Annotated in this window: 23 protein-coding genes; 7 read left to right on the top strand and 16 right to left on the bottom strand. The window is 69.8% G+C overall.

The window, feature by feature from the left end; translation table 11 throughout:
- Positions 1-196 precede the first annotated feature (196 nt).
- On the top strand, positions 197-1,369 hold the full coding sequence (locus tag J5V16_RS20450; RefSeq protein WP_208498833.1) for a S8 family peptidase: 1,173 nt from the start codon (positions 197-199) through the stop codon (positions 1,367-1,369).
- A gap of 305 nt (positions 1,370-1,674) precedes the next feature.
- Complete coding sequence (locus J5V16_RS20445) at positions 1,675-2,898, top strand: S8 family peptidase (RefSeq protein ID WP_208498832.1); 1,224 nt, start codon at positions 1,675-1,677, stop codon at positions 2,896-2,898.
- 61 nt (positions 2,899-2,959) lie between these two features.
- Here J5V16_RS20445 and J5V16_RS20440 read toward each other — a convergent pair whose 3' ends face one another.
- Complete coding sequence (locus tag J5V16_RS20440) at positions 2,960-3,592, bottom strand: TetR/AcrR family transcriptional regulator (RefSeq protein WP_208498831.1); 633 nt, start codon at positions 3,590-3,592, stop codon at positions 2,960-2,962.
- A 128-nt stretch (positions 3,593-3,720) separates the two neighbouring features.
- On the opposite strand from J5V16_RS20440, the gene J5V16_RS20435 reads away from it, so the two are divergent.
- The 3 genes from J5V16_RS20435 to J5V16_RS20425 all read left to right on the top strand — a co-directional run bounded on the left by J5V16_RS20435 (position 3,721) and on the right by J5V16_RS20425 (position 6,840).
- Positions 3,721-5,073, top strand: a complete 1,353-nt coding sequence (locus tag J5V16_RS20435; protein WP_208498830.1) for an MFS transporter — start codon at positions 3,721-3,723, stop codon at positions 5,071-5,073.
- Positions 5,074-5,145: 72 nt separating this feature from the next.
- Complete coding sequence (locus J5V16_RS20430) at positions 5,146-6,270, top strand: arginase family protein (protein WP_208498829.1); 1,125 nt, start codon at positions 5,146-5,148, stop codon at positions 6,268-6,270.
- 315 nt (positions 6,271-6,585) lie between these two features.
- Positions 6,586-6,840: a hypothetical protein gene (locus J5V16_RS20425; RefSeq protein ID WP_208498828.1), complete on the top strand. Its 255-nt coding sequence runs from the start codon at positions 6,586-6,588 to the stop codon at positions 6,838-6,840.
- Between the two features lie 68 nt (positions 6,841-6,908).
- On the opposite strand, the gene J5V16_RS20420 is transcribed toward J5V16_RS20425, so the two are convergent.
- The 3 genes from J5V16_RS20420 to J5V16_RS20410 all read right to left on the bottom strand — a co-directional run bounded on the left by J5V16_RS20420 (position 6,909) and on the right by J5V16_RS20410 (position 9,580).
- Entirely contained in the window at positions 6,909-7,733 is an 825-nt protein-coding gene (locus tag J5V16_RS20420) for a CPBP family intramembrane glutamic endopeptidase (protein WP_208498827.1), read from the bottom strand.
- A gap of 112 nt (positions 7,734-7,845) precedes the next feature.
- Positions 7,846-8,544 carry an NADPH-dependent F420 reductase gene (locus J5V16_RS20415; protein WP_208498826.1) on the bottom strand — a complete coding sequence of 233 codons (699 nt, stop codon included), beginning with the start codon at positions 8,542-8,544 and terminating at the stop codon, positions 7,846-7,848.
- A 148-nt stretch (positions 8,545-8,692) separates the two neighbouring features.
- Positions 8,693-9,580 carry a peptidoglycan-binding protein gene (locus tag J5V16_RS20410; RefSeq protein ID WP_208498825.1) on the bottom strand — a complete coding sequence of 296 codons (888 nt, stop codon included), beginning with the start codon at positions 9,578-9,580 and terminating at the stop codon, positions 8,693-8,695.
- A 203-nt stretch (positions 9,581-9,783) separates the two neighbouring features.
- Between J5V16_RS20410 and J5V16_RS20405 the strand changes: the two genes are divergently transcribed.
- Both J5V16_RS20405 and J5V16_RS20400 read left to right on the top strand, forming a co-directional pair.
- Positions 9,784-10,167, top strand: a complete 384-nt coding sequence (locus J5V16_RS20405; RefSeq protein WP_208498824.1) for an effector-associated constant component EACC1 — start codon at positions 9,784-9,786, stop codon at positions 10,165-10,167.
- On the top strand, positions 10,167-13,250 hold the full coding sequence (locus J5V16_RS20400; protein WP_208498823.1) for a caspase, EACC1-associated type: 3,084 nt from the start codon (positions 10,167-10,169) through the stop codon (positions 13,248-13,250). The genes J5V16_RS20405 and J5V16_RS20400 overlap by 1 nt, the downstream gene beginning before the upstream one ends.
- Positions 13,251-13,389: 139 nt before the next feature.
- On the opposite strand, the gene J5V16_RS20395 is transcribed toward J5V16_RS20400, so the two are convergent.
- From J5V16_RS20395 to J5V16_RS20340, 12 genes are all read right to left on the bottom strand, one after another.
- Positions 13,390-13,833 (bottom strand): hypothetical protein, encoded by a 444-nt coding sequence (locus J5V16_RS20395; RefSeq protein WP_208498822.1) that lies wholly within the window; start codon positions 13,831-13,833, stop codon positions 13,390-13,392.
- A gap of 148 nt (positions 13,834-13,981) precedes the next feature.
- Positions 13,982-15,259 (bottom strand): thymidine phosphorylase, encoded by a 1,278-nt coding sequence (locus J5V16_RS20390; RefSeq protein ID WP_208498821.1) that lies wholly within the window; start codon positions 15,257-15,259, stop codon positions 13,982-13,984.
- Positions 15,260-15,340: 81 nt separating this feature from the next.
- The gene (locus J5V16_RS20385) at positions 15,341-15,736 is read right to left on the bottom strand and encodes a cytidine deaminase (protein WP_208498820.1); all 396 of its coding nucleotides are present in this window, start codon (positions 15,734-15,736) and stop codon (positions 15,341-15,343) included.
- A 2-nt stretch (positions 15,737-15,738) separates the two neighbouring features.
- Positions 15,739-17,016, bottom strand: coding sequence for an ABC transporter permease (locus J5V16_RS20380; protein WP_208498819.1), 1,278 nt, complete (start codon positions 17,014-17,016; stop codon positions 15,739-15,741).
- A gap of 5 nt (positions 17,017-17,021) precedes the next feature.
- Positions 17,022-18,299, bottom strand: a complete 1,278-nt coding sequence (locus J5V16_RS20375; protein WP_208498818.1) for an ABC transporter permease — start codon at positions 18,297-18,299, stop codon at positions 17,022-17,024.
- Positions 18,296-19,927, bottom strand: a complete 1,632-nt coding sequence (locus tag J5V16_RS20370; protein WP_208498817.1) for an ABC transporter ATP-binding protein — start codon at positions 19,925-19,927, stop codon at positions 18,296-18,298. The genes J5V16_RS20375 and J5V16_RS20370 overlap by 4 nt, the downstream gene beginning before the upstream one ends.
- Positions 19,928-19,955: 28 nt before the next feature.
- On the bottom strand, positions 19,956-21,023 hold the full coding sequence (locus J5V16_RS20365) for a BMP family lipoprotein (RefSeq protein WP_408612505.1): 1,068 nt from the start codon (positions 21,021-21,023) through the stop codon (positions 19,956-19,958).
- A 243-nt stretch (positions 21,024-21,266) separates the two neighbouring features.
- Positions 21,267-21,614, bottom strand: coding sequence for a hypothetical protein (locus J5V16_RS20360; RefSeq protein WP_208498815.1), 348 nt, complete (start codon positions 21,612-21,614; stop codon positions 21,267-21,269).
- A gap of 99 nt (positions 21,615-21,713) precedes the next feature.
- Positions 21,714-22,871 carry a galactokinase gene (gene galK, locus J5V16_RS20355; RefSeq protein WP_208498814.1) on the bottom strand — a complete coding sequence of 386 codons (1,158 nt, stop codon included), beginning with the start codon at positions 22,869-22,871 and terminating at the stop codon, positions 21,714-21,716.
- Complete coding sequence (galE, locus tag J5V16_RS20350; protein WP_307793028.1) at positions 22,858-23,829, bottom strand: UDP-glucose 4-epimerase GalE; 972 nt, start codon at positions 23,827-23,829, stop codon at positions 22,858-22,860. The genes galK and galE overlap by 14 nt, the downstream gene beginning before the upstream one ends.
- The gene (galT, locus tag J5V16_RS20345) at positions 23,826-24,923 is read right to left on the bottom strand and encodes a galactose-1-phosphate uridylyltransferase (RefSeq protein ID WP_208498812.1); all 1,098 of its coding nucleotides are present in this window, start codon (positions 24,921-24,923) and stop codon (positions 23,826-23,828) included. The genes galE and galT overlap by 4 nt, the downstream gene beginning before the upstream one ends.
- Positions 24,920-25,741 (bottom strand): DeoR/GlpR family DNA-binding transcription regulator, encoded by an 822-nt coding sequence (locus tag J5V16_RS20340; protein ID WP_208498811.1) that lies wholly within the window; start codon positions 25,739-25,741, stop codon positions 24,920-24,922. The genes galT and J5V16_RS20340 overlap by 4 nt, the downstream gene beginning before the upstream one ends.
- Positions 25,742-25,754: the final 13 nt, after the last annotated feature.

Raw genomic sequence — 25,754 nt, 5'->3', positions numbered from 1 at the left:
CCCCGTCGACCGCGGCGCACCGGCAGCGACCTGGAGCCGTCGCCCGCCGCGAGCGCCGCGCCAGGTCCCGCACCGCGGACCCGCACCCCCTAGTAGACGTCGGCGCGAGCCGATCCGATCCCCGTCCGTTTTCGATTTCCACACCTCCGCATCCCGTCCGGGCCCTGGACCGGCCCGGACCACCCGAAGGGACCCCATGTCCATGCAGCACAAGCAGCGATCCGCGGCGGCCGTCATCGGCGTCGCCGCCTTCACCGCACTCGCGTTCACCGCCACCGCCGCCGAGGCGAAACCGGCGGTCGGCGCCATCGTCGGCGAAGACGCCGCCGGCGCCATCGCGGGCGAGTACATCGTCGTCCTCGAGGACGGCACCTCGGTCTCGACCGCCGTCAAGAGCATCGAGGGCGAGGAGGTCGTCGAGACCTTCGACCAGATCGACGGCTTCCTCATGGAGGCCAGCGAAGCCGAGGCCAAGGAGCTCGCCGCGGAGGACGGCGTCGCGTTCGTCGAGCAGAACGCCGTCGTCTCCCTCAGCGCCACCCAGTCGAACGCGACCTGGGGCCTCGACCGCATCGACCAGCGCAACCGCCCGCTCTCGGGCACCTACACATACAACTACACCGGCGCGGGCGTGCACGCCTACATCATCGACACCGGCCTCAACTCGACGCACACCGAGTTCACCGGGCGCGTGGGCAACGGCTACGACTTCGTCTCCAACGACTCGACGCCGCAGGACGGCAACGGCCACGGCACCCACGTCGCCGGCACCATCGGCGGCACCGTCTACGGCGTGGCCAAGGGCGTCACGCTCCACGGCGTGCGCGTGCTGAACAACTCCGGCTCGGGGACCACCGCGGGCGTCGTCAACGGCATCAACTGGGTCGCGGCCAACGCGATCAAGCCGGCCGTGGCGAACATGAGCCTCGGCGGCGGCTACTCCTCGGCGATCAACAACGCCGTGGCGGCCGCGGTCTCCTCCGGCGTCACCTTCGCCGTGGCGGCGGGCAACGAGAACCAGAACGCCTGCAACGTCTCCCCGGCCTCCACGCCGTCGGCGATCACCGTGGGCGCGACGACCTCCAGCGACGCGCGCGCCAGCTACTCCAACTACGGCTCCTGCCTCGACGTGTTCGCGCCGGGCTCGAGCATCACCTCGGCGTGGCGCACCAGCAACACGTCGACCAACACCATCTCGGGCACCTCGATGGCCACCCCGCACGTCGCGGGCGCCGTCGCGCTCTACCTGCAGGCCAACCCGGGCGCGTCGACCTCCGCGGTCGCGAGCTGGGTGACCGGCAACGCCACCACCGGCCTGGTGACCGGCGCGGGCACCGGCAGCCCGAACCGGCTGCTGTACACCCTGTAAACCGCAGCACCCGCGAGGCCTTGCGCTCAGTGAGCGCAAGGCCTCGTTCTGTTTATCCCTTTTAGACCAAACGCTGGATTTGCTCATTCACTGATCTCTTGATGTGATTCGGGGGGTTTACACAGTTTGTTCTAGCCCTTAGGCTCACTGCCAGGGCCTGACGGCCCGTCGCAGAGCCGCTGGGCCCGGACGGGTGAAGCGGACCGGGCCCCCGCCCGGTCCGCGCCCGCCGGTCCACACCACCCTCCCCCCGGGGACGGCCGCCCCCAAGCAGGCGGACGCCCCGCACAACCGAAGGAGTTCCTATGGCAGGAACGAAACGGCGCATCCGAACCGCCACCGCGATCGGCATCGCGGCGGCCGCGGCCGGAGGCTCGCTCGTCGCGGCCTCGGCCTTCGCCAACGCAGCAGAGTCCCCGGCACCGGACGCCAGTGACCTCATCATCGGCGCCGACTCCCCCGACGCCATCGCCGGCGAGTACATCGTCGTCCTCGACGATAAGGCGGCGGACGCCACCGGCGGCCTCAACGCCCTCGCCGACGACCTCGGCGTCAGCGTCGACGTCGAAGACACCCTCGGCCTCGTCGACGGCTACGTCGCCGAGATGAGCGAAGCCGAAGCCGTCGAACTCGCCGCCGACGACGCCGTCGCCTACGTCGAGCAGAACCAGATGGCCCACGCCTCCGAAGTCCAGGCCGACCCGCCCTCATGGGGCCTCGACCGCGTCGACCAGGATGCCCTCCCGCTCGACCAGCAGTACGAGTACACGCAGTCCGGCACGGGCGTCGAGGCGTTCGTCCTCGACACCGGCGTCAACCTCGAGCACCAGGAGTTCGAGGGCCGCATCGGCGAAGGCTACGACTTCATCGACGACGACGCCGACCCGGCCGACTGCCACGGACACGGCACCCACGTCGCCGGCACCATCGCGGGCACGACCTACGGCGTCGCCAAGGACGCCACGATCCGCCCCGTCCGCGTCCTCGACTGCCAAGGCTCCGGCTCCTACGCCGCCATCATCGGCGGCATCGACTGGGTCGCCGCCAACGCCGGCGAGTCCGCCGTCGCCAACATGAGCCTCGGCGGGTCCTTCAGCCAGGCGCTCAACGACGCCATCGCCGCCGCCGTCGAGTCCGGCGTGACCTTCGCGATCGCCGCCGGCAACGAGGGCCAGGACGCCTGCAACGTCTCCCCCGGCTCCGAGGCGAGCGCGATCACTGTGGGCGCCACCGATGAAGACGACGCCGCGGCCTCCTTCACCAACTACGGCGAATGCGTCGACCTCCTCGCCCCCGGCGTGGGCATCACCTCCGCCTGGATCGACGGCACCGACGCCGAGAACACCATCTCCGGCACCTCGATGGCCACGCCGCACGTCGCGGGCGTCGCCGCGCTCTTCCTCGAGGCCAACCCGGGCGCGACCCCCGACGAGGTCGCGACCGCCCTCACCGAAGGCGCCGTCCCGGACGCCGTCGCCGACCCCAACGGCAGCCCGAACCTGCTGCTGAACACCGCTTTCCTGGGCTAACGCTTCAGGGACGAGGAGCGAAGGGGCCGGAGCCGATGCTCCGGCCCCTTCGCCGTGCCCCTCAATCGGCCAGGAACGTCCGCCGCAGCAGCAACCCCAACCGCTGCGCCAATTTGACCGTCTCCCAACCGCACTCGTCGGCCAGCGCCTCCAGCATGTCGGTCGAGATGAGCGACCACAGCATGTCGACCGCGTCCTCCACGGTCCATTGCGGAGCCAGCCTCCCGGCGTCCTCGACCCGTTCGATCACCATGCGGCAGTAGCGGCGCTGCCGCTCGGCGACGCCCCTGCGGTACGCCTCGACGTCGGGGTCGGTGTGCCGCGTGTAGCGCACGGCGCGGTCGACGCCGATGGCGCGCAGGTTGACGCGGACGAGGTGCGCGGCCCATTCGTCGAGCACGGCCTCCGGGGTGTCGTGCTCCCACACGCGCGCAATGGATTCGGTGAGGCCGAGTTCTTCGACCACGTAGAAGTGCAGGGCCGGGATCAGCTCGGCGCGGGACCGGAAGTGCAGGTAGACGGCGCGGCGGGAGACGCCGGCCTTGTCGGCGACGGCGTTCATGGTGAGGGCGCCGAAGCCCTGGGACTCGACGATCTCCGAGATGGCGCGCAGCAGCGCGGCGCGGGTGCGGCGGCCGCGCGCGTTCTGCGGTTCGGCGGGGCTCATGGTGACGCCGGTTTCACGCCATTGCAACTTCCCATGGCGTGTAGTTTACTAGCTTCACACCCCGTGAAGTTCCGGAAGGAGCCATGTCGATGACACCAGCACCTCCGCCACCGTCTCCCGTTGCAGCCCAACCAAACGGATCCAACCACTGGTCGATGGTCGTAGCCGCCGGGCTGATCCTCTTCATGATCAACATCGACGTCTTCACCGTCGCCACCGTCATCCCCGCGATCACCGAAGACTTCGCGATCTCGCCCGCCGCCGCCCAATGGGCGGTCCTCGGCTTCACCCTCCCCGCGATCGCCGCCGTCGTCCCGGCCGGGACCTGGCTCGCCCAGGTCGGCCGCCGGCCCGCCCTGCTGCTCTCGGTCGGCGGGTTCGCCGGGGTCGGCGTGCTCGTCGCGCTCGCACACGGCATCGGCTGGCTCATCGCGGCCCGCTTCCTCCAGGGCTGCTTCGCGGCCGTCACGTATGTGCTGCTCCCGCTCGTCGCCGCCGAAGCGGTCGCGCCGGCGCTGCGCGGACGCGCGATGGGCCTGGTCTTCGCGATCGGCCCGGTCGGCGGCATCGCCGGGCCGGTCCTCGCCGGACTGCTCGCCGACGAGTTCGGTTGGCGCGCCGCCTTCCTCCTCAACCTCCCCGTCGCCGCCGCGATCCTCGCGATCGTGCTGCGCCGCCCCCGCACCGAACCGCTCCGCGCGCCCGACCGGGCCACGCTCGTCCAAGCCGCGTACCTGCTCACGGCCGCCGCCGCGACGCTCACCGCACTCACCCTCACGGTGGAGCTCGGCCCGATCTGGCTGCTGCTCCTGCCGATCGCGGTGCCGCCAGTCGTAGCGTGGCTGCGAACCGCGCCCGGCCGCGACGTGCGCGGCATCTTCAACGTCCCCCGAGCCAGGGGCGCACTGCTCTCACTCGCGGCGCAGATGTCGGTGCAGCTCGTCATCATGCTCATGATCCCGTTCTTCCTCTCCGGCGAGCTGCGCGTCGCCGAGTCCGTGATCGGCCTGCCCGGCATGGTCCTCGCCGCCACCATGGCCGCGACCAGCCTCGCCGCCGGCTGGCTCGCCGACGCCTGGGGCACCCGCCCCACGGCGGCCCTCGGCATGGCCGCGATGACCGGCGGCGCGGCGGCGATCGCGTTCCTCTCTCCCGAATGGACGATCATCGACCTGCTCTGGCGCATCGCCCTGGTGGGCGTCGGCGTCGGCCTCTACGCGAGCTCCCAGACCGCGATGACCCTCGCCGCGATCCCCCCGCACCTCGCCTCGACCGCCTCGGGCGCGATCAGCCTCTTCCGCCACAGCGCCATCGGCATGGCCCCCTCCCTCGCGACCCTCGCGTGGGGTCTGGCCGGATACTCGCTCGCGGGCATGCGCGCCGTCATCGCCGGCGTCGCCGTCATCGGCGCCCTCGGGCTCCTGGCACTGCTGACCAGCGCCGCCGACCGAACCCGCCCAGCCCGGGAACCGGTGGCGTCCGCCACGGCGGCATCACAACGGTCTTGACCGATCCACCGGTTTTCCGGCAATAATGGGCCAGACCACGCTGAACCCCGCGACCCGATTCGGAGGCTCTCGATGACCGTGCTCCTGGTGCCGTACCACCTCGACGAACGTCTGCCCGACAGCGAGTTCCCCGTCACCGCCGACCGCGTCGTCTCCAAAGAGCTGCATGGGGAGACATTCTGGTCCCGCGTAGCGGGCCTCTACGACCTCGTCGGCGACGCCGTCGCCACCGCCCCGCACCCCGTCGTCGTGACCGGCGACTGCACCGTGGCCCTCGGCGTCGTCAGCGGCCTCCAGCGCCAGGGCATCGAACCCTCGATCATGTGGTTCGACGCCCACGGCGACCTCCACACACCCGAGAGCAGCGCCTCCGCCTACCCCGGCGGCATGGTCCTGCGCATGCTCATCGGCGACGGCGACCCCACGGTCGCCGAGACCACCGGACTCACCCCCGTCCCGCCCCACCGCATCACCCTGGTCGACGCCCGCGACCTCGACGGACCCGAACGCGAATATCTGGCCGACAGCCCCGTCAGCCGCATCCCCGTCGAAGCCGCGACAAGCACCCCCGAAGGCCCGATCTACCTGCACCTCGACCTGGACGTCATCGACGCCGACTCCCTTCCCGGCCTTCGCTACCCGTTCTCGCCCGGCCCGAGCATCGAGCAGCTGCGGGAGGCCGCCTTGGGCGTGCTCGCCACCGGGAGAGTCGCCGCGATGACCATCGCCTGCACTTGGGAGCCCGGAAACGAGTGCCCCCGATACGCCCGGCATCTCATCGACGAACTGCTCACCGCCGCAGCCGAAAGCGATTCGAGGGCCGCCAGCAGCGCGTTATTGCGGCCCGTACCGCGAGCAGCGTCTTGCCAGGGCCACACCGCGGGCAGCGGCGTTATTGGAGCCCGTACCGCGCCCCGCGAGGTTGCGGCCCTTGCGTTGCGCTGCCGAGTATTTCGCGGGTGGGCCTGTCGCGACAGGCCCACCCGCGTCCCCCGCGCGGGGATTCCGGGTCCGCGCCCGACTGCCTCAGTCAGGCACGGACCCAGCGGTTCTCGTAGGCGCCGCGGGCGGGCGGGTGCACCCGCCCGCGGCCTTTGCTGGCGGCTCCGATCGTCCCACTTGCCGCCTCCTACGAGAACCCGATTCAAGCTGATCCGTTTGAGGTGTTTTTGCTACTCAATACTTCACGCATGGTGACTGCAAGGCAACAAGAACTTTCCTGCCTGTGGATAACTCGGGGTAGTCGCAGGTCAGGTGCTTGTGGATAACTTTTGCGGGTGTGGTTGCCGATAGCTTGGGTCGTGCGCTCGTCCTCGGCGTGCACCGCTTACGCTCGAGGGTCGGGGCCGTGCTGTCGGATGACTTGGCACCTGTTGCGAGGCATGGCCAGTGCGGCGTCGCCGCAATGCTGCGGGATGTGGCGGACCGCCGGTTCCGGTAAGGTGAGCTGCGGTCGTGTCGCGCGGAGCGCGGTTCGGGAAGCGCAGTCAGGAAACCAGGAAGGCCTCGGCTATGGCGAATATCGACGAGTTCTCAAGCGCGATCGCGGCGGGCGGCGAAGGTGTCGAACAGGCCCGCGCCGCCATCGAAGCGGCCAAGGCGACGGGCGAAGAGCTGATCGGGCAGTTCCAGGTCCTCGGCGTCGAGGACAAGGTCGGCCAGGCCCAGGCGATCAAGGAGGGCCTCGAGCAGGTCCAAGGAATGCTGCAGGCCGCCAAGGACTCGCTGGAGAACCTCCAGAACCAGACCCAGGCCCTCAAGGGCTGAGCACGTCAGTCCACTAGAGACGAATAAGGCGCCGTCCTCGCGGACGGCGCCCTTTTGCCGTGCGGGTCCTACAGGGAGGTGTAGCCGAGGGAGATGGCGATGACACCGAGGACGGTGGAGAGGGCGGCGGCACCGGGGTGCATGCCGATCGAGATGCGGATGTCCTGCTTCTTGTAGGCCAGCCAGATGCCGGGGAAGAGGAAGATCATCTTGGAGACGACCGTCCACGGCGCCCAGAAGTGGTAGACCGAGAACAGGAACATGTTGAAGATCGGCGCCCAGTTCCCCAGCTGCGGCAGGCGGGGCAGCAGCAGGCCGCGGAAGTAGTACTCCTCGATCAGCGGCAGGGTGAACCCGGTGAAGGGCCCGCAGATGAGCAGCGTGATCAGCAGCATCCGCTGCGAGTAGCCGTCGAGGTAGCCCACCCCTGACGGGTCCGCGCCCTCGTACTGCACCCAGGTGAAGAGCGCGTTGTAGATCGGCGTGTCCACGTACGGGATGAGCGCCAGCGAGACCACGAACATCCACACGAGACAGAAGATGATCATGCCGGTGACCTTGCCGCGCGACACCGGCCGGTCCATGTAGCCCAGGGCGCCCCGCAGCGAGTACTTGCCGGTGCGGTACTTGCCGAGCCACAGCATCCCGAAGTGCATGGGGAACAGGACGACGGCGAGCGCGATCGCCCAGGACAGGAACGGCGGGAACGGGGTCTGGCGCACCAGCGGCGCGGCGACGAAGGCGTACACGGCGACGATCAGCGCGCCGGGCACGAGGTGGAGGGCGATCGAGAACGGGATGGAGTGCTTGTCGGCGAGGAGCTTCTCGACGAATCGGATCGGGCGGCGGTGCGGGTGGGCGGCGGTCTTCGCGGCCGGGGTCTGCGTGTTCATGCAGAGCATGTTCGCGTCCCGACCTGTCGCGGACCTGTCGTCGCGCTGACGGCACCTGGCGCACGGCAGGGCCGACGCCAGGAGGCGTCGGCCCTGCTCTCGCGCGGTCCGGCTACATGTCGCGGTATCGCTTGGCGGCCTTGAGCAGCGGCTCGAAGTCGTCAGCGGTGGCCTGGCGGCCGGGCACGTCGAGGCTGCCGTTCTGCGGCTTCTCGGAGAGGTACGGGAGGCCGTATGCCGGGGTGTCGCGCTGGAAGCGCCAACCCTCGGCGAGCGGACCGACATCGTAAGCGTCCCAACCGATCGAGTCGAGGAAGTCGGTGACCGCCAGCTTCGCGGCCTCACTGTCGCCGGCGATGGCGAGGACGGAGCGCCCGCCGTCGCCGCGGGGGCGGGCGAGCTCGGCGATGTGCTTGAAGTAGATGTTGTTGAATCCCTTGACGACGAACGACTCCGGGAGGTGGGCCTGCAGGAGTTCGCTGGTGGTCGTGGACTCGTCCTCGAGCTCGGCGATCGTGTCGTCGCGCTGCGGGTAGTAGTTGTTCGTGTCGATGACGACCTTGCCCCGCAGCTCCTCGACCGGGACGCTCTTGTACGCGTGGAGCGGGACGGTGACCACGACGAGGTCCCCTGCAGCGGCCGCCTCGGCCGGCGTCGCCGCCCGGGCCTTCGGCCCGAGCTCCGCGACGAGGTCGGCGAGCGAATCGGGCCCGCGCCGGTTGCTGAGGACGACTTCGTGACCCGCGCCCACTGCCAGGCGCGCAATGGTGCCGCCGATGTGGCCGCTGCCGATAAGTCCGATGATGCTCATAACCCGTCACAACGAGCGACGACCCCGCCCCCATTCCGCCGATTTGCGGTGATCCACGCCATCAACCGCCGCGCGCGGCAAGGAGCCGACCGGCCCACGGGGGCTGGGACCGGTCGGCTCGGCTCAATCGGCGATCAGCGGCCGCCGTCTACAGGCTCCGCTTGTACTGCTCCCACCACGTGAACGACCCCTTATACGCGGCCGGCGTGTTGTCCGCCGCGTGGCTCGCGAGGCCGTTCTTGCCGTAGAAGTAGTCGTGCACCTGCCGCTGCGCCGGGCTCGACATGTCCGTGTCGCCCACCGCATTCGCGTGGATGTGGTACGTGAACCCCTGCTCAGGCGTCCGCAGCCACGCCGCGAACCCCACATCGCGCAGCGCCTTCACCGTCTGCCAGCGCTGCGTGGTCGACATCGAGCTGACGCTGATGTCGACGACGCCGCCGCCGTCGTGCGTCCCGGCCGAGTCCGGGTTCCCGGTCGTGTAGGACCCCTGCGAAAGCACGATGCTCCACGAGAGCTTCGCGTCCGCGGCGGCGAGCATGTTCTTGGTGCGGGTGTTGACGCGGCGGCCGCCGTACGAGTCGGTGCTCGATCCGACGCTGATCTGCCGGGTCACGGTGTACAGGCCGGTCTCGGACCCGAGACGGGTGAGCGAGGTCGGGCCGGGGATGCCGTTGGCGTCGAGTCCGCTGTACCCCAGCGACTTCTGCCACGCGGCGTAGGCGCTGACGGTCGTGGTGCCGTAGTGGCCGTCGACTGAGCTCGCCGCGAGGAAGTTCTTGGCGTCGAGGGCCTGCTCGACGACCTTGACGTGCGGTCCCGCGGTGAGCGTGGTCCCGGTGCCGGACTTCGGCGGGTCGACCATGGCCGCGACGAGCACGAGTTCCATGTCGACCGTGGCGGCAGCCTCGGCGGTCCCTGCCATGAACACGGCGGGAACGGTGGCGGCGCCGATGCCTCCGGCGGCCATGACGGCGCGGCGCAGGAGCCAGCGCCGGGAGTGGGTGTCGGGTGTTGCGGACGGTTGGGAGGTCATCGATTGGGTCCCTTCCAGGAGCTTCGCACCGAGGGGTGATCGACGCGACATCTGTCGTGTAACGGAACCATATCGGAGAAATCTTTCGTTGAGAAGTCCTCCAGTGAAACAAATCTTCACCCGCTGTCGCCGGGGCCGCTTGCGGGCCGCCACGTGGGGCGGTCGGCAAATATCATTGAGCGACACTCGCCTGAGAGGTGGCCATGTCCTCGACCGTCGAAGTCGCGATCTCCACGCAGACCGCCAAGTACGACCCCGACCATCCCGATTGGCGCAACCAGGTCGCCGCCCTCCGCACCGACCTGCAGCGCGAGACCGGCGCTGTCGCAATGCGATCCGAGCCCGCCCCCGGCACCAAGGGCGGGTTCGTCGACGTCATCCTGGCACTCGGCACCTCGGGTGCCCTGGTAGCCGCCGTCGAGATCCTGCGCGCCTGGGTCGGCCGCGACAAGACCCGCTCCATCACCGCCACCTGGACCGACGAGGACGGCAGGGAGCGCCGCATCACCCTCACCGGTGAAAACCTCGACCAGCAGTCCCTCACCGCGCTCAGCGAATCGATCGGCCGGATGATCGAGGGCCGCTGATGACCGACCGCCGGTACCGCGCCCTCCTCATCGGCAACGCCGTCTTCCGCCGCGACCCCCAAGGCCTCCCGAAACTGCACGGGCCGCGCGCCGACGTGGACGCCCTCTGCGAGGCCCTCGCCGATCCCCAGTCCGGCTTGTTCGCCCCCGAGGACATCGAACCCCTCATCGACCGGAACGTGCAGAGCCTCCGCGAGGAGCTGTACCGCTTCTTCATCGAAGAGGCGGCGCGAGACGATGTCCTGCTCCTCTACTACAGCGGCCACGGCAAACTCGATCTTCAAGGGCGCCTGCACCTGTGCGCGAGCGATACGCGGGTCGGCTCGCTGCCGGTCACGGCATTGAAGTACAAAGAGGACATAGAAGCGCTCGTCAAGGAGTCTCCCGCCTCCTCGGCGGTCACCGTCCTCGACTGCTGCCACAGCGGCGCCTTCCGCGGCGGCGAGCTGAAGGTCAAGGCCACCGGCAAGGGCCGGTGCGTCATCACCAGCGCCAGCGCGACCGAACTCGCCCTGGACACCATCGGCCCCGGCGGCACCAGCCCATTCACCAGCGCCCTGGTCACCGGCCTGCGATACGCCCGGGCCGAAGGCCGGCTGACCGCCCAAGTCCTCTACGACTACCTGGAGACCGAACTCAGTTCCGCGGGCAACTCCCGCCCCCAGTTCTTCTTCGACGGTGAAGGAGCGATCCCCCTCGCCCGCAGGTACTCCCATGGCCCTCCGTCGTCAGCTCTCGAGCTCTCCACGCCTCAACAGCCGGATCGGAGGCCCGAATCCGATCCGACCGAGCAGCATCCCATGGCAGGGGAACTACCCGAATCCCCTGGCGCGGACGGCGAAGAGGACGAACCCTCATGGCTGACGCTTCCCGAGCCCCGCAGCCACCTCTGGAGCCTGCTCAACGAAGCGGCCGCCTCCTCGCTCTCCGCCGGAGGCGAGCAGGCGAGCGTCGACCGGCTGCGCGAGGTAATCGACGTATCGGTCGGTCTCGATGCACGGTGGTCCCGGGCAGTCTTCAAACGCCTCGCTGACGGCGGCGAGAAGCAGGCATTCGTCGAAGCAACGGCCGCCGGGCTCGCGAAGCGCGACCCGCACCGCGCGTTCGACTTCGCGAGTGAGTTCACCGAAGGCTCCCCGGAGCACACCGGCGCGCACCTGGCCATCGCCTCAGCTCTTCCTGAAAGCGAACCTGAGCTGGCGCTTCGGAGCTTGCAAACCGCGATCAACCACAGCACCTCGCACTATGGGGAACGCGAAGTGCTGCTGGCGCTGCGGCTTCTAGAGATCCACTCCTACGCATGCGGGCGGGAGCCCGGAGAAGCCGATGCCGCGCTCGCTCGCGTGGCGCGGGACCTGATGGAGTGGGACCCGCGAGTATGGACTGACGCGGTTGCCGAACTCCACGCGTTCCTCAAGCAGGATCGGGTCCCCGCGTCGGAGCCGACCTTCCATACCGAGGTGGCGCTGCGACTCGCGACGTTCGATCCCGGGTCCGCCCTCGACTTCTTTGTCCTTGAAGGGCGCTTCCTGCAAGAGCGATCCCTCACGCAGGTGGCCATTCCTGTAATCGTCCGAGGCGCGGGCGCCATGCTTGGTTTCGACCCACCGACCGGTCACCGACTTCTCGAGATCGCTGAGCGACGCTGCCACACCGCAGAAGACTGGACCGCGCTGTACAGCGCATTGCACGAACTGCTTCGCGCTTCGCCCGGACCCGCGCCCGCGATCGCCGGACACCTGGTCACCGCGGTGGAGCGGGCAGTCGATCAAGTCCCTGAAGACGAGTATTGGCAGCTCCGTGTCACACCGGACCACCTGGTCGCCACCGCCCCAGCGGCTGCAGGTCGTCTGCTGCGGCTCGATCCGGACGAAGACCGGGCACGAGCGGGACTCATCAGTCTGGCGAGAAAGGCCGCGACCGTGGATGCGGTCGCGGCGCGGTCCATAGCGACCGCGGCCGAGCGCCTGGTGCTCTCGATCCTCGATGAGACCGAGCAGGCCGACAAGATCGCCTCCCTCGCTGAAGCCTTCGCCGCGATCGACCCCGACCACGCGCTTCGACTGGTCAGGGCGATTCCCGAGACAAGTTATCGTCAAGCCGGTGCGATCAGGCGGGTCGCCAACGTCTTCACGAGATCATTCCCGGACCGGATCGAACCCCTCGCCGTCGAGTTCACCTCCCACGACGAGCGCCGGGTATTCGATGTCTACTCAGGGATCGCCGAAGTCGACCCCGCCCTCGCGGTCGGACTCGTGGCGTCGATGGCGGATTCGCGGGACAAGCAGGCAATCATCGCTCTCGCGGCCAGAAACCTGATGTTGAGCGAGCCGGACCAAGCCTCCGAGATCGCGCTCGGCCTCAGCGACACGGCCGAACGCGCCCACACGCTGCACTCGCTCGTCAGCAGGATCGCGGCAGCCGACCCCGATCGGGCAGCTGTCCTCGCCCGGAAGATCCCGACTGATGCCAAATGCGCCTTCGACAGGGCCACCGCGTTGTGCAGTGCGAGTCGAGCGCTCTCCCCTCATCGACCGGACCAGGCCGAGTACCTGCTCTCACTGGCCGAGCGCAGTGCCGACCTGATGGACGACGGCCCCCTCAAGGGATCGGTGATCTGCAATATCGCCAACTCCTACATCAAGAGCGGGCTGGTATCCTTTCGGGTTTCCCAGCTGCTCGCTGCAGCAGAGCGGCTAGTGCCAGCGGAAGCGGCCGGCGGCAACATGCTCATCGGCAAGACTCGGCTCGAGATCATGGTCGCTTGGGCGGCTATCGCGCCCACGCAGGCGGAGCGGATCGCATCGGAATCGCGCGAGTCTTCGAGGAGCCGTGACTTTTACCTTCGCAGTGCTGCGATTGCGATGGCTCCCGCCGATCCCAGGCGGGCCGAGCAGTTCGCGTTCAAGATCAGCGATCAGTGGGAGCGCCTGCAGACCATAGCGGTGCTGGTCGGCGAGCTCTGCGAGTCGGCGCCGGCTCGGGCTGAGCGGCTGGCCCTCGCGATGGAGCCGGGCGAGCATCGGACCAGGGCACTGCTCGCGGTCGCAGAGGCACTGCAGCGCCGGAGGTCGGGAGCGTAGCGGAAAGTGCCCGGCCCGAGTCGCCGGGTCCGGCCGCCGGTGGGCCACCGCGGACACGCGATGGGGGGGTCGCACCCGATCGGGTCCGACCCCCGCTCTTGTTGCATCGGGCCCCTGCGCTGGTGCCCGTCGCGACTGCTTAGCCGAGCAGGCCGTTGGAGTCGTCGACCTGGGTGACGTCGTCCAGGTTGCACTTGGCCGAGTTGCCGAGCACGCCGTTGCCGTAGCCGCCGATGCCGCCCATGGCGTCGACGCAGCGGGCGTCGACGTGCACGAGCGGGGCGCCGTAAGAGGCGATCAGAGCCGACTGCTTGTCGTGGAAGACCGCGTCGCCGTAAGCGCTGCCGAAGTCGTCCGCCGAGTTCGAGCCTTCGCCGTCGTCCATGCCGTTGCCCTCGGTGTCGAGGCCGAACTCGAGGCCGGCCTGCGAGGTGGTGGCGTTCAGGATCGCGCCCGCGTCCTGCGTGACCGAGCCGAGCGCCTGCTCGGCATCAACCGGCGCGGCGGCAAGCGCGGGGGCGGCGATGGCGACGGCGGCAGCGGCACCAGCCACAGCGGAGGCGACGAAACGCGAAACGTTCATTCTTTGTCCTTTCATCCGTGGAAGCACCTTCCACAGTGAACAACGATGGACATTCGAGGCAGGTACAGCAATTGTCCAATTAATCTGTATTGTTATTCATTGCATGCAAAAGGCCGACCCTGCTGGAGCAGGGTCGGCCTTGCAATCGTCAGGCGGTGACGCGGTCGAGGATGATCGGGCCGCGCTTCGAAGGCTCGGCGCCGATCGTCCACTCGCCCGCGAGGGTCTCCTTGGCGGCGGCGAAGCGCTCGGGCGTGTCGGTGTGGAGGCGGAAGACCGTCTCGCCGGCCTTGACCGGCTCGCCGACGGTCTTGAGGATCTCGATGCCCGCCCCGAACTGGACCGGCTGGCCCTGGCGCTCGCGGCCCGCGCCGAGGCGCCAGGCGGCGACGCCGACCGCGTAGGCGTCCATCTCGGCGATGAAGCCGTCGGCGTCGGCCTTGATCTCCTCGAACTCGCGGGCGACCGGGAGCGGGGCGTCGACCTCGCCGCCCTGGGCGGTGATCATCTTGCGCCAGGCGTCCATCGCGCGGCCGTCATTGAGCGCCGCGGCCGGGTCGGCGTCGGGCTTGCCGGCGGCCGCCAGCATCTCCTTGGCGAGGGCGACCGTGAGCTCGACGACGTCCTCGGGGCCGCCGCCCGCCAGGACCTCGACCGACTCGCGCACCTCGAGGGCGTTGCCCGCGGTGCGGCCCAAGGGGATCGACATGTCGGTGAGGAGGGCGCGGGTGTCGACGCCGTGGTCCCCGCCGAGGCGGACCATGGTCTCGGCGAGCTCGCGGGCCTGCGCGAAGTCCTTCATGAAGGCGCCCGAGCCGACCTTGACGTCGAGGACGATCGCGTCGGCGCCCTCGGCGATCTTCTTGCACATGATCGACGAGGCGATCAGCGGGATCGCCTCCACAGTAGAGGTGATGTCGCGGAGGGCGTACAGCTTCTTGTCGGCCGGGGCGAGGTCGCCCGTGGCAGCGCAGATGACCGCGCCGATGTCCTTGAGCTGCTCGATGACCTGCGCTTCGGTCATGTCGACCTGGAAGCCGGGGATGGACTCGAGCTTGTCGAGCGTGCCGCCGGTGTGGCCGAGGCCGCGGCCGGAGAGCTGCGGGACGGCGACGTCGAAGACCGCGACGAGCGGCGCCAGGGGCAGGGTGATCTTGTCGCCCACGCCGCCCGTGGAGTGCTTGTCCACGCACGGCTTGCCCACGGCCGAGAGGTCGAGGGTGATGCCCGAGCGGATCATCGCGGCCGTCCAGTCGGCGATCTCGCGCGGCCGCGCCCCGTTGAGGAAGATCGCCATGGCGAGCGCGGACATCTGCTCGTCGGCGACGACGCCCTTGGTGTAGGCGTCGATGACCCAGTCGATCTGGGCGGTCGAGAGCTCGCCGCCGTCGCGCTTGGTGCGGATGACGTCTACAGCGGTGATCATTGGCTTTCCCTCGCTAGTTCCCATGGTGGACAGCCCGAACGCGAGGGACGACCCGGGCGGGCCGTCCCTCGCGGTACGGGTTCAATCGGCGGACAGGTGGTCCGGGCCGAACGCGCCGGGGAGCAGTGCCCCGACGGTGGTCGGCCCGGGCCGGTCGTCCACGAGGCAGTCGGGTCCGCCGTGCTCGAACAGGAGCTGGCGGCACCGGCCGCAGGGGGTGAGGGGTTCGCCCGCGGCGTCGACGCAGGCGACGGCGACCAGGCGGCCGCCTCCGGTGGCGGCGAGCTCGGAGACCATGCCGCACTCGGCGCACAGGGTCAGGCCGTAGGAGGCGTTCTCGACGTTGCAGCCGGAGACGATCCGGCCGTCGTCGACGAGGCCGGCGACGCCGACCGGGTACTTCGAGTACGGGGCGTACGCGTGGCGCATCGCCTCGCGAGCCTTGTCGCGCAAGGCGTCCCAGTCGACGTCGGCCATCGCTACTTGTCCCCCGGGTTATAGGGCACGCCGTCGGCGGCGGGCGCCTTGGCCTTGCCGATGAGCCCGGCGACGACCACGAGCGTGACCGCGTACGGGAGCATCTGCAGGAACTCGCCGGGCACGACCGAGCCGCCCGAGGCGTCCAGGTCGCGCGCGACCTGCGTGGTGAAGCCGAAGATGAGCGCGCCGGCGAGCACGCCGAGCGGGTTCCAGCGGCCCACGATCATGACGGCGAGCGCGACGAAGCCGAGGCCAGCGGTCATGTTCTTGCTGAACGCCAGCGAGTTCGCGATGGTGAACCAGGCGCCGCCGAAACCGGCGATGAGGCCGGCGAGGGTGACGTTCCAGTAGCGGAGGCGGTTCACGTTGACGCCCATGGAGTCCGCGGCCGCCGGGTGCTCGCCGACCGCGCGGGTGCGCAGGCCCCAGCGGGTGCGGTAGAGCAGGAACCAGATCACGAACACCAGCACAAGTCCGATGTAGACGAAGATCTTCTGGTTGAACAGGACCGGGCCGAGCACCGGGATGTCCGCGAGCGGCCCCCAGGAGATCGCCGGGATCGAGAACGCGCTGTTGAGGCCCTCGGCCTTCTTCAGCTGGTCGTACATGAAGCTGGTGAAGCCGAGCGCCAGCAGGTTGAGGATGACGCCCACGACGACCTGGTTCACCTGGTACTTCGTGGCGAGCAGCGCGAGCAGCATGGTCGAGAGGAGGCCCGCGGCCATGGCGCCGACCATGCCGGCGTAGACGTTCCCGGTGATGTTCGCGACCAGGACGCCGGTGAAGGCGCCCATGAGGAACTGGCCCTCGATGCCGATGTTGATGACGCCCGAGCGTTCGCACACGACGCCCGAGAGCGCGCCGAACAGGTAAGGGAGCGAGAGGAACAGCGCCCCGGCGAGGATCGACTCCGCGCGGAACACGGTGCCCGGCTGGGAGTACGCCCAGAACAGCAGGCCGAGGACGAACGCGGTGACCGCCACGCCCGCGACGAGCTTGAAGCGGCGCTTGGGGAGCCCGATGATCATCCAGGCGCCGCCCGCGGCAGTGACCGCGCCCAGGAGCGCCACCGTGATCGAGGTGGGCAGCGCCCACTCGACGTCGGTGAGGGTCCTGTCGAACGCGATCGTGGTCGTGTCGTCCCCGCCGACCACCGCGAACGCGATGGCGACCAGGAGCAGGCCGAGCGCGGCGAGCACGCCGCCGGGCTTGGCGAACTTGACCGGGACGCTTTCGTCGACGACGGCCGGGGAGGCCGTCATGGTGTCCACTGCCATGGGGCTCACCAGCCTTTCGCTTCGAGGGTGACCAGGCCGCCGCGCGGCGTGCGCAGGTGCAGGATCGCCTTGACCAGTGCGGGGGCGGCGATGAAGAGCACGATGATCGCCTGCAGCAGGGTCGAGATGTCCACGGGCACATCGGGCTGGGCCGACAGGGCGCCGGCCTTGAGCGCGCCGAACAGGAGCGCCGCCGCGACGATGCCGCCGGGGTTGGCGCGGCCGAGGAGCGCGACGGTGATGCCGTCGAACCCGTACTCGAGGGCCGTGTTCGTGGTGAGGCCCGCGGAGCCGACGCCGAGCGACAGGGCCGCGCCGGCCAGGCCCGCGAGGCCGCCCGCGACGGCCATCGTGGTCGTGTACGTCGAGCCGATGCGCATGCCGGCGGTCGCGGAGGCGTGCTCGTTGAAGCCGACGGCGCGGATGCGGAACCCGAAGGTGGAGCGGGAGAGCAGCCACCAGGTGAAGACCGCCGCGAGGATCCCGAGCGGCAGCGCCCAGTTCACGCGGAGGCTCTCGCTCAGTCCGGAGAGGAGCTTCGGCATGACCGCGGTCTCGTCGACGGGCTTGGTGATGAGGTCGGTCTTCGTCTCCGAGTGGAGGAAGTCGGTGCCGATGGCCCACACCAGGAAGAGCGCCGCGATGTTGTTCAGCATGATCGAGGAGATGACCTCGTGCGCGCCCGTGGTGGCCTTGAGCAGGCCCGGGACGGCGCCGAACGCGGCGCCCGCGATCGCGCCGGCGATGATCGCCAGCGGCAGGTGGATCACGGCCGGGAGGCTGAGGCCGAAGCCGATGATGAGCGCGCCGAGCATGCCGAAGATCATCTGGCCCTGGGCGCCGATGTTGAACAGGCCGGCGCGGAACGCGAGGCCGACGGCGAGGCCGGTGAAGATCAGCGGGGTCGCGTACGTGAGCGTCTCGGACAGGGGCCGCAGCAGGTCGCCGAACTCGGCGTTGCCCGCCGCGAACCGGTCGAGCATGTTGAGGTTGAGAATCGCGCCCTCGAACAGCGCGATGTAGGAGTCGCGCACGAGGTACCAGGAGGCGGTGAGGGCGTCCTGGGGGCGGGCGAAGAAGTAAGTATAGGTGGAGCGCACGTACTCGTCGGAGACGATGAGGAGGATCGCGCCGATGAGGAACGCCAGGAGCAGGGAGTAGATGGTGACCATGACCGAGTTCGCCTCGGTCAGGTAGCGGCCGAAGAGCCGCATGAAGTTCGGCTTCTCCTCCGCCGCCTCAGGCTGGTCGGCGGCCGGGGCCTGGGTATCCGTCGTGCTCATCGGTCACCTCCGTTGGCGTCCTCGTCGTTGCTGGTCTCATCGGCGGCGGGGGGCTCGGGGGCCTCCTCGGCCGCGGGGGGCTCGGGGGCGCCCGGCTCCTCGGGGCTCGCCGCTGCGGCGCCGTCGTGGATGCCGCCGCCCACCATGAGGCGGCCGATCACCTCGCGGGGCGTGTCGGGGGCGACCTCGCCGACGATCTGGCCGTTGTAGATCACCGCGATGCGGTCGGCGAGCGCGTAGATCTCGTCCAGTTCGGACGAGATGAGCAGCACGGCGGTGCCGGTGTCGCGCTCGGCGACGAGCCGGGAGTGGATGAACTGGCTCGCGCCCACGTCGACGCCGCGGGTCGGCTGCGCCGCGACGAGGAACCGGCGGGGCCGGGAGAACTCGCGGGCGATGATGACCTTCTGCGCGTTGCCGCCCGAGAGCGCCGAGACCGGCTCCTCCGGGGACTGGGTGCGGATGTCGAACTCGGCGATGGAGTCGGCGGCGCGCTTGCGCACCGCGCCGGCGTTCACCGCGCCGCGCTTGGCGAACGGGGCGTCGCGGTACTGGTTGAGCACGATGTTCTCGGCGACCGAGAACTCGGCGACGACGCCGTCGCGGCCGCGGTCCTCGGGGATGTAGCCGAGGCCGGCGGCGATGCGGGCGGCCGGGCTCGCGCCGTGCACGTCCTCGCCGTCGATCGCGATGCGCCCGGAGTCGGGCTTGACGAGGCCGAGGATCGAGCGGGCCAGTTCGGTCTGGCCGTTGCCCTCGACTCCCGCGAGGCCCACGATCTCTCCGGAGTGGACGGTGAGGTCGAGGCCGTTGAGGACCTTCACGCCCGCGTCCGAGACGACGGTGAGGCCCGTGACCTCCAGGCGCGCCTCGCCCGGCTCGGCCGGGGTCTTGTCGACCTGGAGCGTGACGGCGCGCCCGACCATCGCCGAGGCCATCTCGGCCTCCGAAGCGGTCGGCTCGAGCTCGGCCACGACCTTGCCGCGGCGGATCACCGTGACGGTGTCCGCGACGGCCTGGACCTCTTTGAGCTTGTGGGAGATGAACAGGATCGACGTGCCCGCGTCCGCGAGGTTCCGCATGATCTGCAGGAGCTCGGTGATCTCCGCGGGCGTGAGCACCGCGGTCGGCTCGTCGAGGATGAGCAGTTCCGTCTTCGGCCCCGACAGGGCCTTGACGATCTCGACGCGCTGCTGGACGCCCACGGGCAGGTCCTCGCAGATCGCGTCGGGGTCGAGCTTGAGGCCGTACTCCTCGGACACGTCGAGCACGGCCTTGCGCGCGGCCTTGGCCGAGAGCACCCCCAGACGCTGGGTGTGCTCCCGGCCCAGCTGCACGTTGTCAGCGACGCTGAAGGGCCCGACGAGCTTGAAATGCTGGTGCACCATCCCGATCCCGGCGGCGATCGCGTCGCCGGGACCGCTGAAGGAGACCGGCTCCCCGTCGATCAGGATCTCGCCGCTGGTGGGCGTCAGGATCCCGTAGAGCATGTTCATGAGCGTCGACTTGCCCGCGCCGTTCTCGCCGAGGACGGCGTGGATCTGCCCGGGCTCGACCACCAGGTCGATGTCGTCGTCGGCGGTGAACGAGCCGAACTTCTTCGTCAGGCCCTTCAGTTCGAGTCGCAATGCGTGTCCTTTGACTTCGTTCCGCTTGTTACTGGGCCTTGGGGCTGGCGGCGGACTCGACGACGAGGGTGCCGTCGATGATCTGCTGCGTCAGCGCGTCCAGCTCGGCCTTCGTCTCGTCCGAGACGGCGGCGTCGAAGTCGTGGAACGGGGCGAGCGAGACGCCGCCGTTGGCGAGCGTGCCCACGTAGGAGCCCGTGATGGCCTCCCCGCCGTTGGCGGCGTCGTACGCCGCGAGCACGGAGTCCTTGAGCGCGGTCTCCAGGCCCTTCTCGGCCGAGGTGATGAGCTCGGCGCCGTACTCGGTGGACTCGTAGCCGTCGGTGTCGACCCAGATGGCGGTGACGTCCTCGTTCTCGGAGGCGGCGGTCAGCGCGCCGATGCCGGCGGGGCCGGCGACCGGGAAGAGGATGTCCGCGCCCTGCGTGATGAACGTGTCCGAGGTGCTCTTGCCGGCGGCCGCGTCCTCGAAGGTGTTGACGAACGTGCCGGTCTGCGCCTCGACGTCCCAGCCGAGGAGCTGGACGTCGGTGCCCTTGTCCTCGTTGTGCTTCTTGATGCCCTCGGCGAAGCCGTCCATGAAGATGGTCACCGGCGGGATCTGGATGCCGCCCCAGGTGGCGACCGTGCCGGTCTTGGTCTGCGACGCGGCGACGTACCCGGCGAGGAAGGCCGACTGGGCGGTGTCGAACTGGATCGAGTAGACGTTCTCGACCTCGGAGAAGCCGTCGACCGTGGCGAACGCGATGTCGGGGTTCTCGGTGGCGACCGCGTTGACGTTCTCGGTCATGAGCCCGCCGACGCCGACGATGAAGTTGCAGCCGTCGTCGACCGTGGCCTGCAGGTTCGGGTCGTAGTCGGTCTCGGAGCTGGACTCCTTGAGCTCGACCTTGATGTCGCTGTTCTCCTCGGCGGCGGCTTCCATGCCGGCCCAGGACGACTCGTTGAACGACTTGTCGTCCACGCCACCGGAGTCGGTGACCATGCACGCGAGGAACGACGCGTCGGCGTTGTCGCCACTGCCGTTCTCGGACGGGGCCTCACCGCAAGCGGCGAGGGCGGCGAGGCCGACGGCGGAGAAGCCCGCCAGGGCCATCTTGAACGGCTTGACAGCCATCTCGGTCTCCTTTGACAATCCACGGGGTAAGTCGATACCCGCATAATCATGGCCGCACGCAATAGCCTTTGACACTGACCTTGATGATTTCGTTACCGAAACATCCTATGACTGAGACCAGTGATGAACTGGTGTTTCACTCGAGCTACGGCGTGATTGCAGCTTCCCGGCCCGCTGAGGGTCGCCAAGCGGCCGCTTTCGGCCCCGCCGCCGGGGCGCCCGCTAGGTCCAGAAGACCGCGACGCCCGCGGTCACCGCGATGAGCGCGCCGGTCGCGTAGAAGTGCCCGGCCGCGACCTTCTCGCGCTTCTTCCACACCGGGATCGCGATCATGACGCCCAGGAGCAGGGCGAGCACGGCCTTCACGCCGATCTTGGCGTGGTTCGCGTCGGGTTCGGCGCTGGCGAGGCCGGCGAGCACGATGCCGGTGGCGAGCTGGGTCGCGATGCCGTACAGCATCGCCGAGTTGAAGTTGAGCCGCTTCGAGAGCAGGGCGACGAGCCAGCCGCCGAAGACCGCGGCGAAGCCGAGCAGGTGGAGGTAGCGGAGCAGCAAGTGGACGAGTTCCATGCCGCGGAGTATTCCAGAGCGGGGGACCGGCCGCGCCTGCGCGCGACCGGTCCCCGGATCACTGTCACACCAGTGGCTTCACGCCACTGCAATGCTGTTCTATGCCATGCGGTGTGCGCCTGCGGCGGCGCGGGCGACGAACACGCGCGGGGTCGGCAGGCCCTTCGCGGCGGCGGCCTCGATCACGGCGGCCTCCACTTTCGCGGCCGCGGCGCCCTCTACAAGGGCGATGGCGCTGCCGCCGAAGCCGCCGCCGGTCATGCGCGCCCCCAGGGCGCCGGCGCCGAGCGCGGCGTCCACTGCGGAGTCGAGCTCGGCGCAGGAGATCTCGTAGTCGTCGCGCATCGACGCGTGCGAGGCGGTGAGCAGGTCGCCGATCCCGGCCACCGATCCGCCTTCGAGGACCTTCACCGTGTCGAGGACGCGCGCGTTCTCGGTGACGATGTGCCGCAGGCGCCGGTTGAGCCGGTCGTCGTCCAGGTGCGCGTCCTTCGGCGCGTCCCGCAGGAACGGGACGCCGAGCAGCCGGGCCGCCTCCTCGCAGTCGGCGCGGCGCGACGCGTACTCGCCGTCGGCGTGCCGGTGCGGCGCGTTCGTGTCGATGACCAGCATCTGCAGGCCCTCGGACGCGAGGTCGAACGGCACCTGCTCGCGGGAAAGGTCGCGGCAGTCCATGAACATGACGTTGCCCTCGGTGCACAGCAGCGAGGCCGACTGGTCGAGCACGCCCGTGGGCGCCCCGACGTACTCGTTCTCGGCCTTCTGCGCGATGCGCGCGGCCTCGCCCCGGTCGATCTCGTGGCCGTACAGGTCCGCGAGCGCGATCAGGATCGCGCATTCGAGCGCGGCCGACGACGACAGGCCCGCCCCGTGCGGCACGTCCGAGTGGATCGCCACGCGCACCGGCCCGACCGGGTAGCCCGACTCGTTGAGCGCCCACGCGGTCCCGGCGAGGTAGCCCGCCCAGCCCGCGACGCCGTCCTCGGCCGAGGTCCCGAGCACGTCGGCGCGGACCGTGTCGCCCTCGCCGTACGTGGAGTGGAACTCCCAGGTCTCGGACTTGGCGACCGCGGCGACCGCGTAGAACGGCAGCGCGAAGGGCATCACGAAGCCCTCGTTGTAGTCGGTGTGCTCGCCGATGAGGTTCACACGGCCGGGCGCGGCCCAGAGGCCTTCGGGCTCGGCGCCGAACACTTCGCGGAAGGCCGCCGCGGCGGTCTCGGCGAGTTCGACGGCGTTAATGTCAGGAGTGGGCATGCTGGTAGTACTTCCAGGCGTCGGCGACCATGCGGTCGAGGGTGTCACGGCTGGGCTTCCAGCCGAGTTCGATGTTGGCGCGCTCCGAGGAGGCCACGAGTTCGGCCGGGTCCCCCGGGCGGCGGGGCCCGATGGTCACCGGGAAGTCGGTCCCGGTGATCCGCTTGACGGTGGCCACGACCTCCTTGTTGGAGAAGCCGTTGCCGTTGCCCAGGTTGTAGATCTTGTGCTCGCCGGCCTCGGCGGCCTGGAGGGCGAGCAGGTGCGCGTCGGCGAGGTCGGCGACGTGGATGTAGTCGCGGACGCAGGTGCCGTCCGGGGTCGGGTAGTCCTCGCCGAACAGGCCGAACGAGTCGCGCTTGCCGGCGGCGGCCTCGAACGCGATCGGGATGATGTGCGTCTCCGGCTCGTGGTTCTCGCCGTGCCACACGCCCGAGCGGTCCTCGTAGGCGCCGACGACGTTGAAGTAGCGCAGGGAGACCGCGGCGAGGCCGTGCGCGGTGACCTCGGAGGCGATCGCCATGTCGCTGGCGAGCTTCGTGGCGCCGTACGTGGAGGTGGGGGCCTTGACGGCGTCCTCCTTGATGGGCACCTCGAGCGGGTTGCCGTAGACCGCGGCGGTCGAGGAGAACACGAGGGTCTTCACGTTCGCCTCGCGCATGGCGTCGAGCAGCGCGAACGTGCCCGTGGTGTTGGCCTCCCAGTAGATCTCGGGCTTGACCATCGACTCGCCCGCGGCGATGAGGCCCGCGAAGTGCAGGACCCCGTCGAAGCTCGGGTCGAGGACCTCGGCGGCGTCCTTGACGTCCTTGCGCACCAGGGTCGCCCCGTCCGGGACGCGCTCGGCCGAGCCGGTCGAGCAGTTGTCGAGCACGACCACGTCGTGGCCCGCTTCGAGCAGCATCGTGGCGACGATCGAACCGATGTAGCCGGCGCCGCCGGTGACCAGATATTTCACAACGCTCCCTTGAGGATGTCGGCGGACGTCTCGGGGCCGAGGTCGTGGACCCATCCGCCCATGACGGACTCCGAGGACGCCAGGAACTTCACGCGGCCCGGGCCGCGGCGGATCGAGACGAGCTCCAGGCGCAGGCGCCCGAACTCGCGGCCGTCGCCGACCGGGGCCTGGTGCCAGCCGGCCATGTACGGCATCTGCTCGCCGGGGTAGGCCGCGTCGCAGCGCTTGAGCAGGTCGAGGTAGAGCGGCGCGAACGCCTCGATGTACTCCTCGGGCAGCTCGGCCAGGTCGGCGAAGCGGGCCTTGGGGTAGACCTGGACCTCGAAGGGCCAGCGCGCGGCGTACGGGGTGAAGGCGATCCAGTGGTCGTTCTCGGCGATGACGCGCGGTCCCGCGGACTCGGACGCGATGATGTCGTCGAAGAGGTCGCGGCCCGTGGTCTCCCGGTGCCGCTTCGCGGCGGCGAGGTACTTGCGGGTCTGCGGGGTGACGTACGGGTAGCCGTAGATCTGGCCGTGCGGGTGGTGCAGGGTCACGCCGACCTCGACGCCGCGGTTCTCGAAGCAGAAGACCTGTGCGATGTCGCCGCGGGCGGAGAGCTCGGCGGTGCGCTGGGCGAGGGCCCGGACGATGAGGGCGACGCGTTCGGGGGTGAGGTCGACGAGCGAGGAGTCGTGGTCGTCGGAGAAGACGACGACCTCGCAGCGGCCCGAGGCGGGGACCGAGCTCTCCAAGCCTTCGGGGATCGCGGTGGGCGCAAGCGGCCCGGGCTCGTCGAAGCCGCCGAAGGACGGGAAGCGGTTCTCGAAGACCGCGACCTCGTAGTCGGGGGCGGGGATCTCGGTGAGCTCGTCGCCTTCGCTGGGGCAGAGCGGGCAGGCGACGGGCAGGTTCGGGCGCCCGGAGCGCCCGGCGGAGACGGCCACCCATTCGTCGCGGAGCACGTCGTAGCGGAGCTCGCCGGCGCTGACGCGGCCGCCGAGGTCACGCTTGTCGGCGTAGGCGGCGCGGCCGGCGCCCGGCTCGGTCGAGTAGTAGAGGATCTGGCGGCCGTCGGCGAGGCTGCCGGACTCCGTGTGGAACGCGGGTGTCATGGTCTCTTCTCGGTGTTGGTGCGTCTCCCGGGGCCGGGTGCGGCCGGGACCGGTGCGAGCACGACCTGGTCGACGTGTTCGCGCAGCTGGCGCCGGGACTCCTCGTCGAGGAGGGAATCGGTGACGATGACGTCGGCGTCGTCGAGGGACGCGATCGTGGCGATGCCGACGACGTCGAACTTGGTGTGGTCGGCGACGACCACGAGGCGGCGGCCCTTCGAGGCGAGGGTCGCGACGGTCTCGGCCTCGAGGAGGTTGGGGGTGGTGAACCCGGCGCGCAGCGACATGCCGTGGACGCCGAGGAAGACGGTGTCGACGTTGACCTTCTCGAGGGAGGCGACGGCGAAGGGGCCGACGAGGGCGTCGGAGGGGGTGCGGACGCCGCCGGTGAGGATGACGGTCTGGTCGGCGCGGCCGGCGCGGTAGAAGACGTCGGCCACGGGCACCGAGTTGGTGACGACGGTGAGGTCGGGGACGTCGGTGAGGCGGTGGGCGAGGGTCCAGGTGGTGGTGCCGGCGGAGAGCGCGATGGCCTGGCCGGGGCCGACGAGGGTCGCGGCGGCGTCGGCGATGGCCTGCTTCTCGGCCTCCTGGCGGACCTGCTTGACGGCGAAACCGGGTTCGGTGGTGGAGCCGAAGTCGACGGCGGTCGCGCCGCCGTGGACCTTGGCGACGAGGCCGCGGTCGGCGAGGGTCTCGAGGTCGCGGCGGATGGTCATGTCGGACACGCCGAACTCCTCGACCAGCTCCGCCACCCGGACCGCGCCGGTCCGGTGGACGCGTTCGGCGATCCGGCTCTGTCGCTGCTGCGCCAGCATGCCGCCTCCTCAG

It is taken from the genome of Glycomyces niveus, assembly GCF_017592475.1.
Taxonomy (GTDB): domain Bacteria; phylum Actinomycetota; class Actinomycetes; order Mycobacteriales; family Micromonosporaceae; genus Glycomyces; species Glycomyces niveus.
Note: the sequence above shows the minus strand (reverse complement) of the source record. Positions and strands in the feature narration are given on the sequence as shown.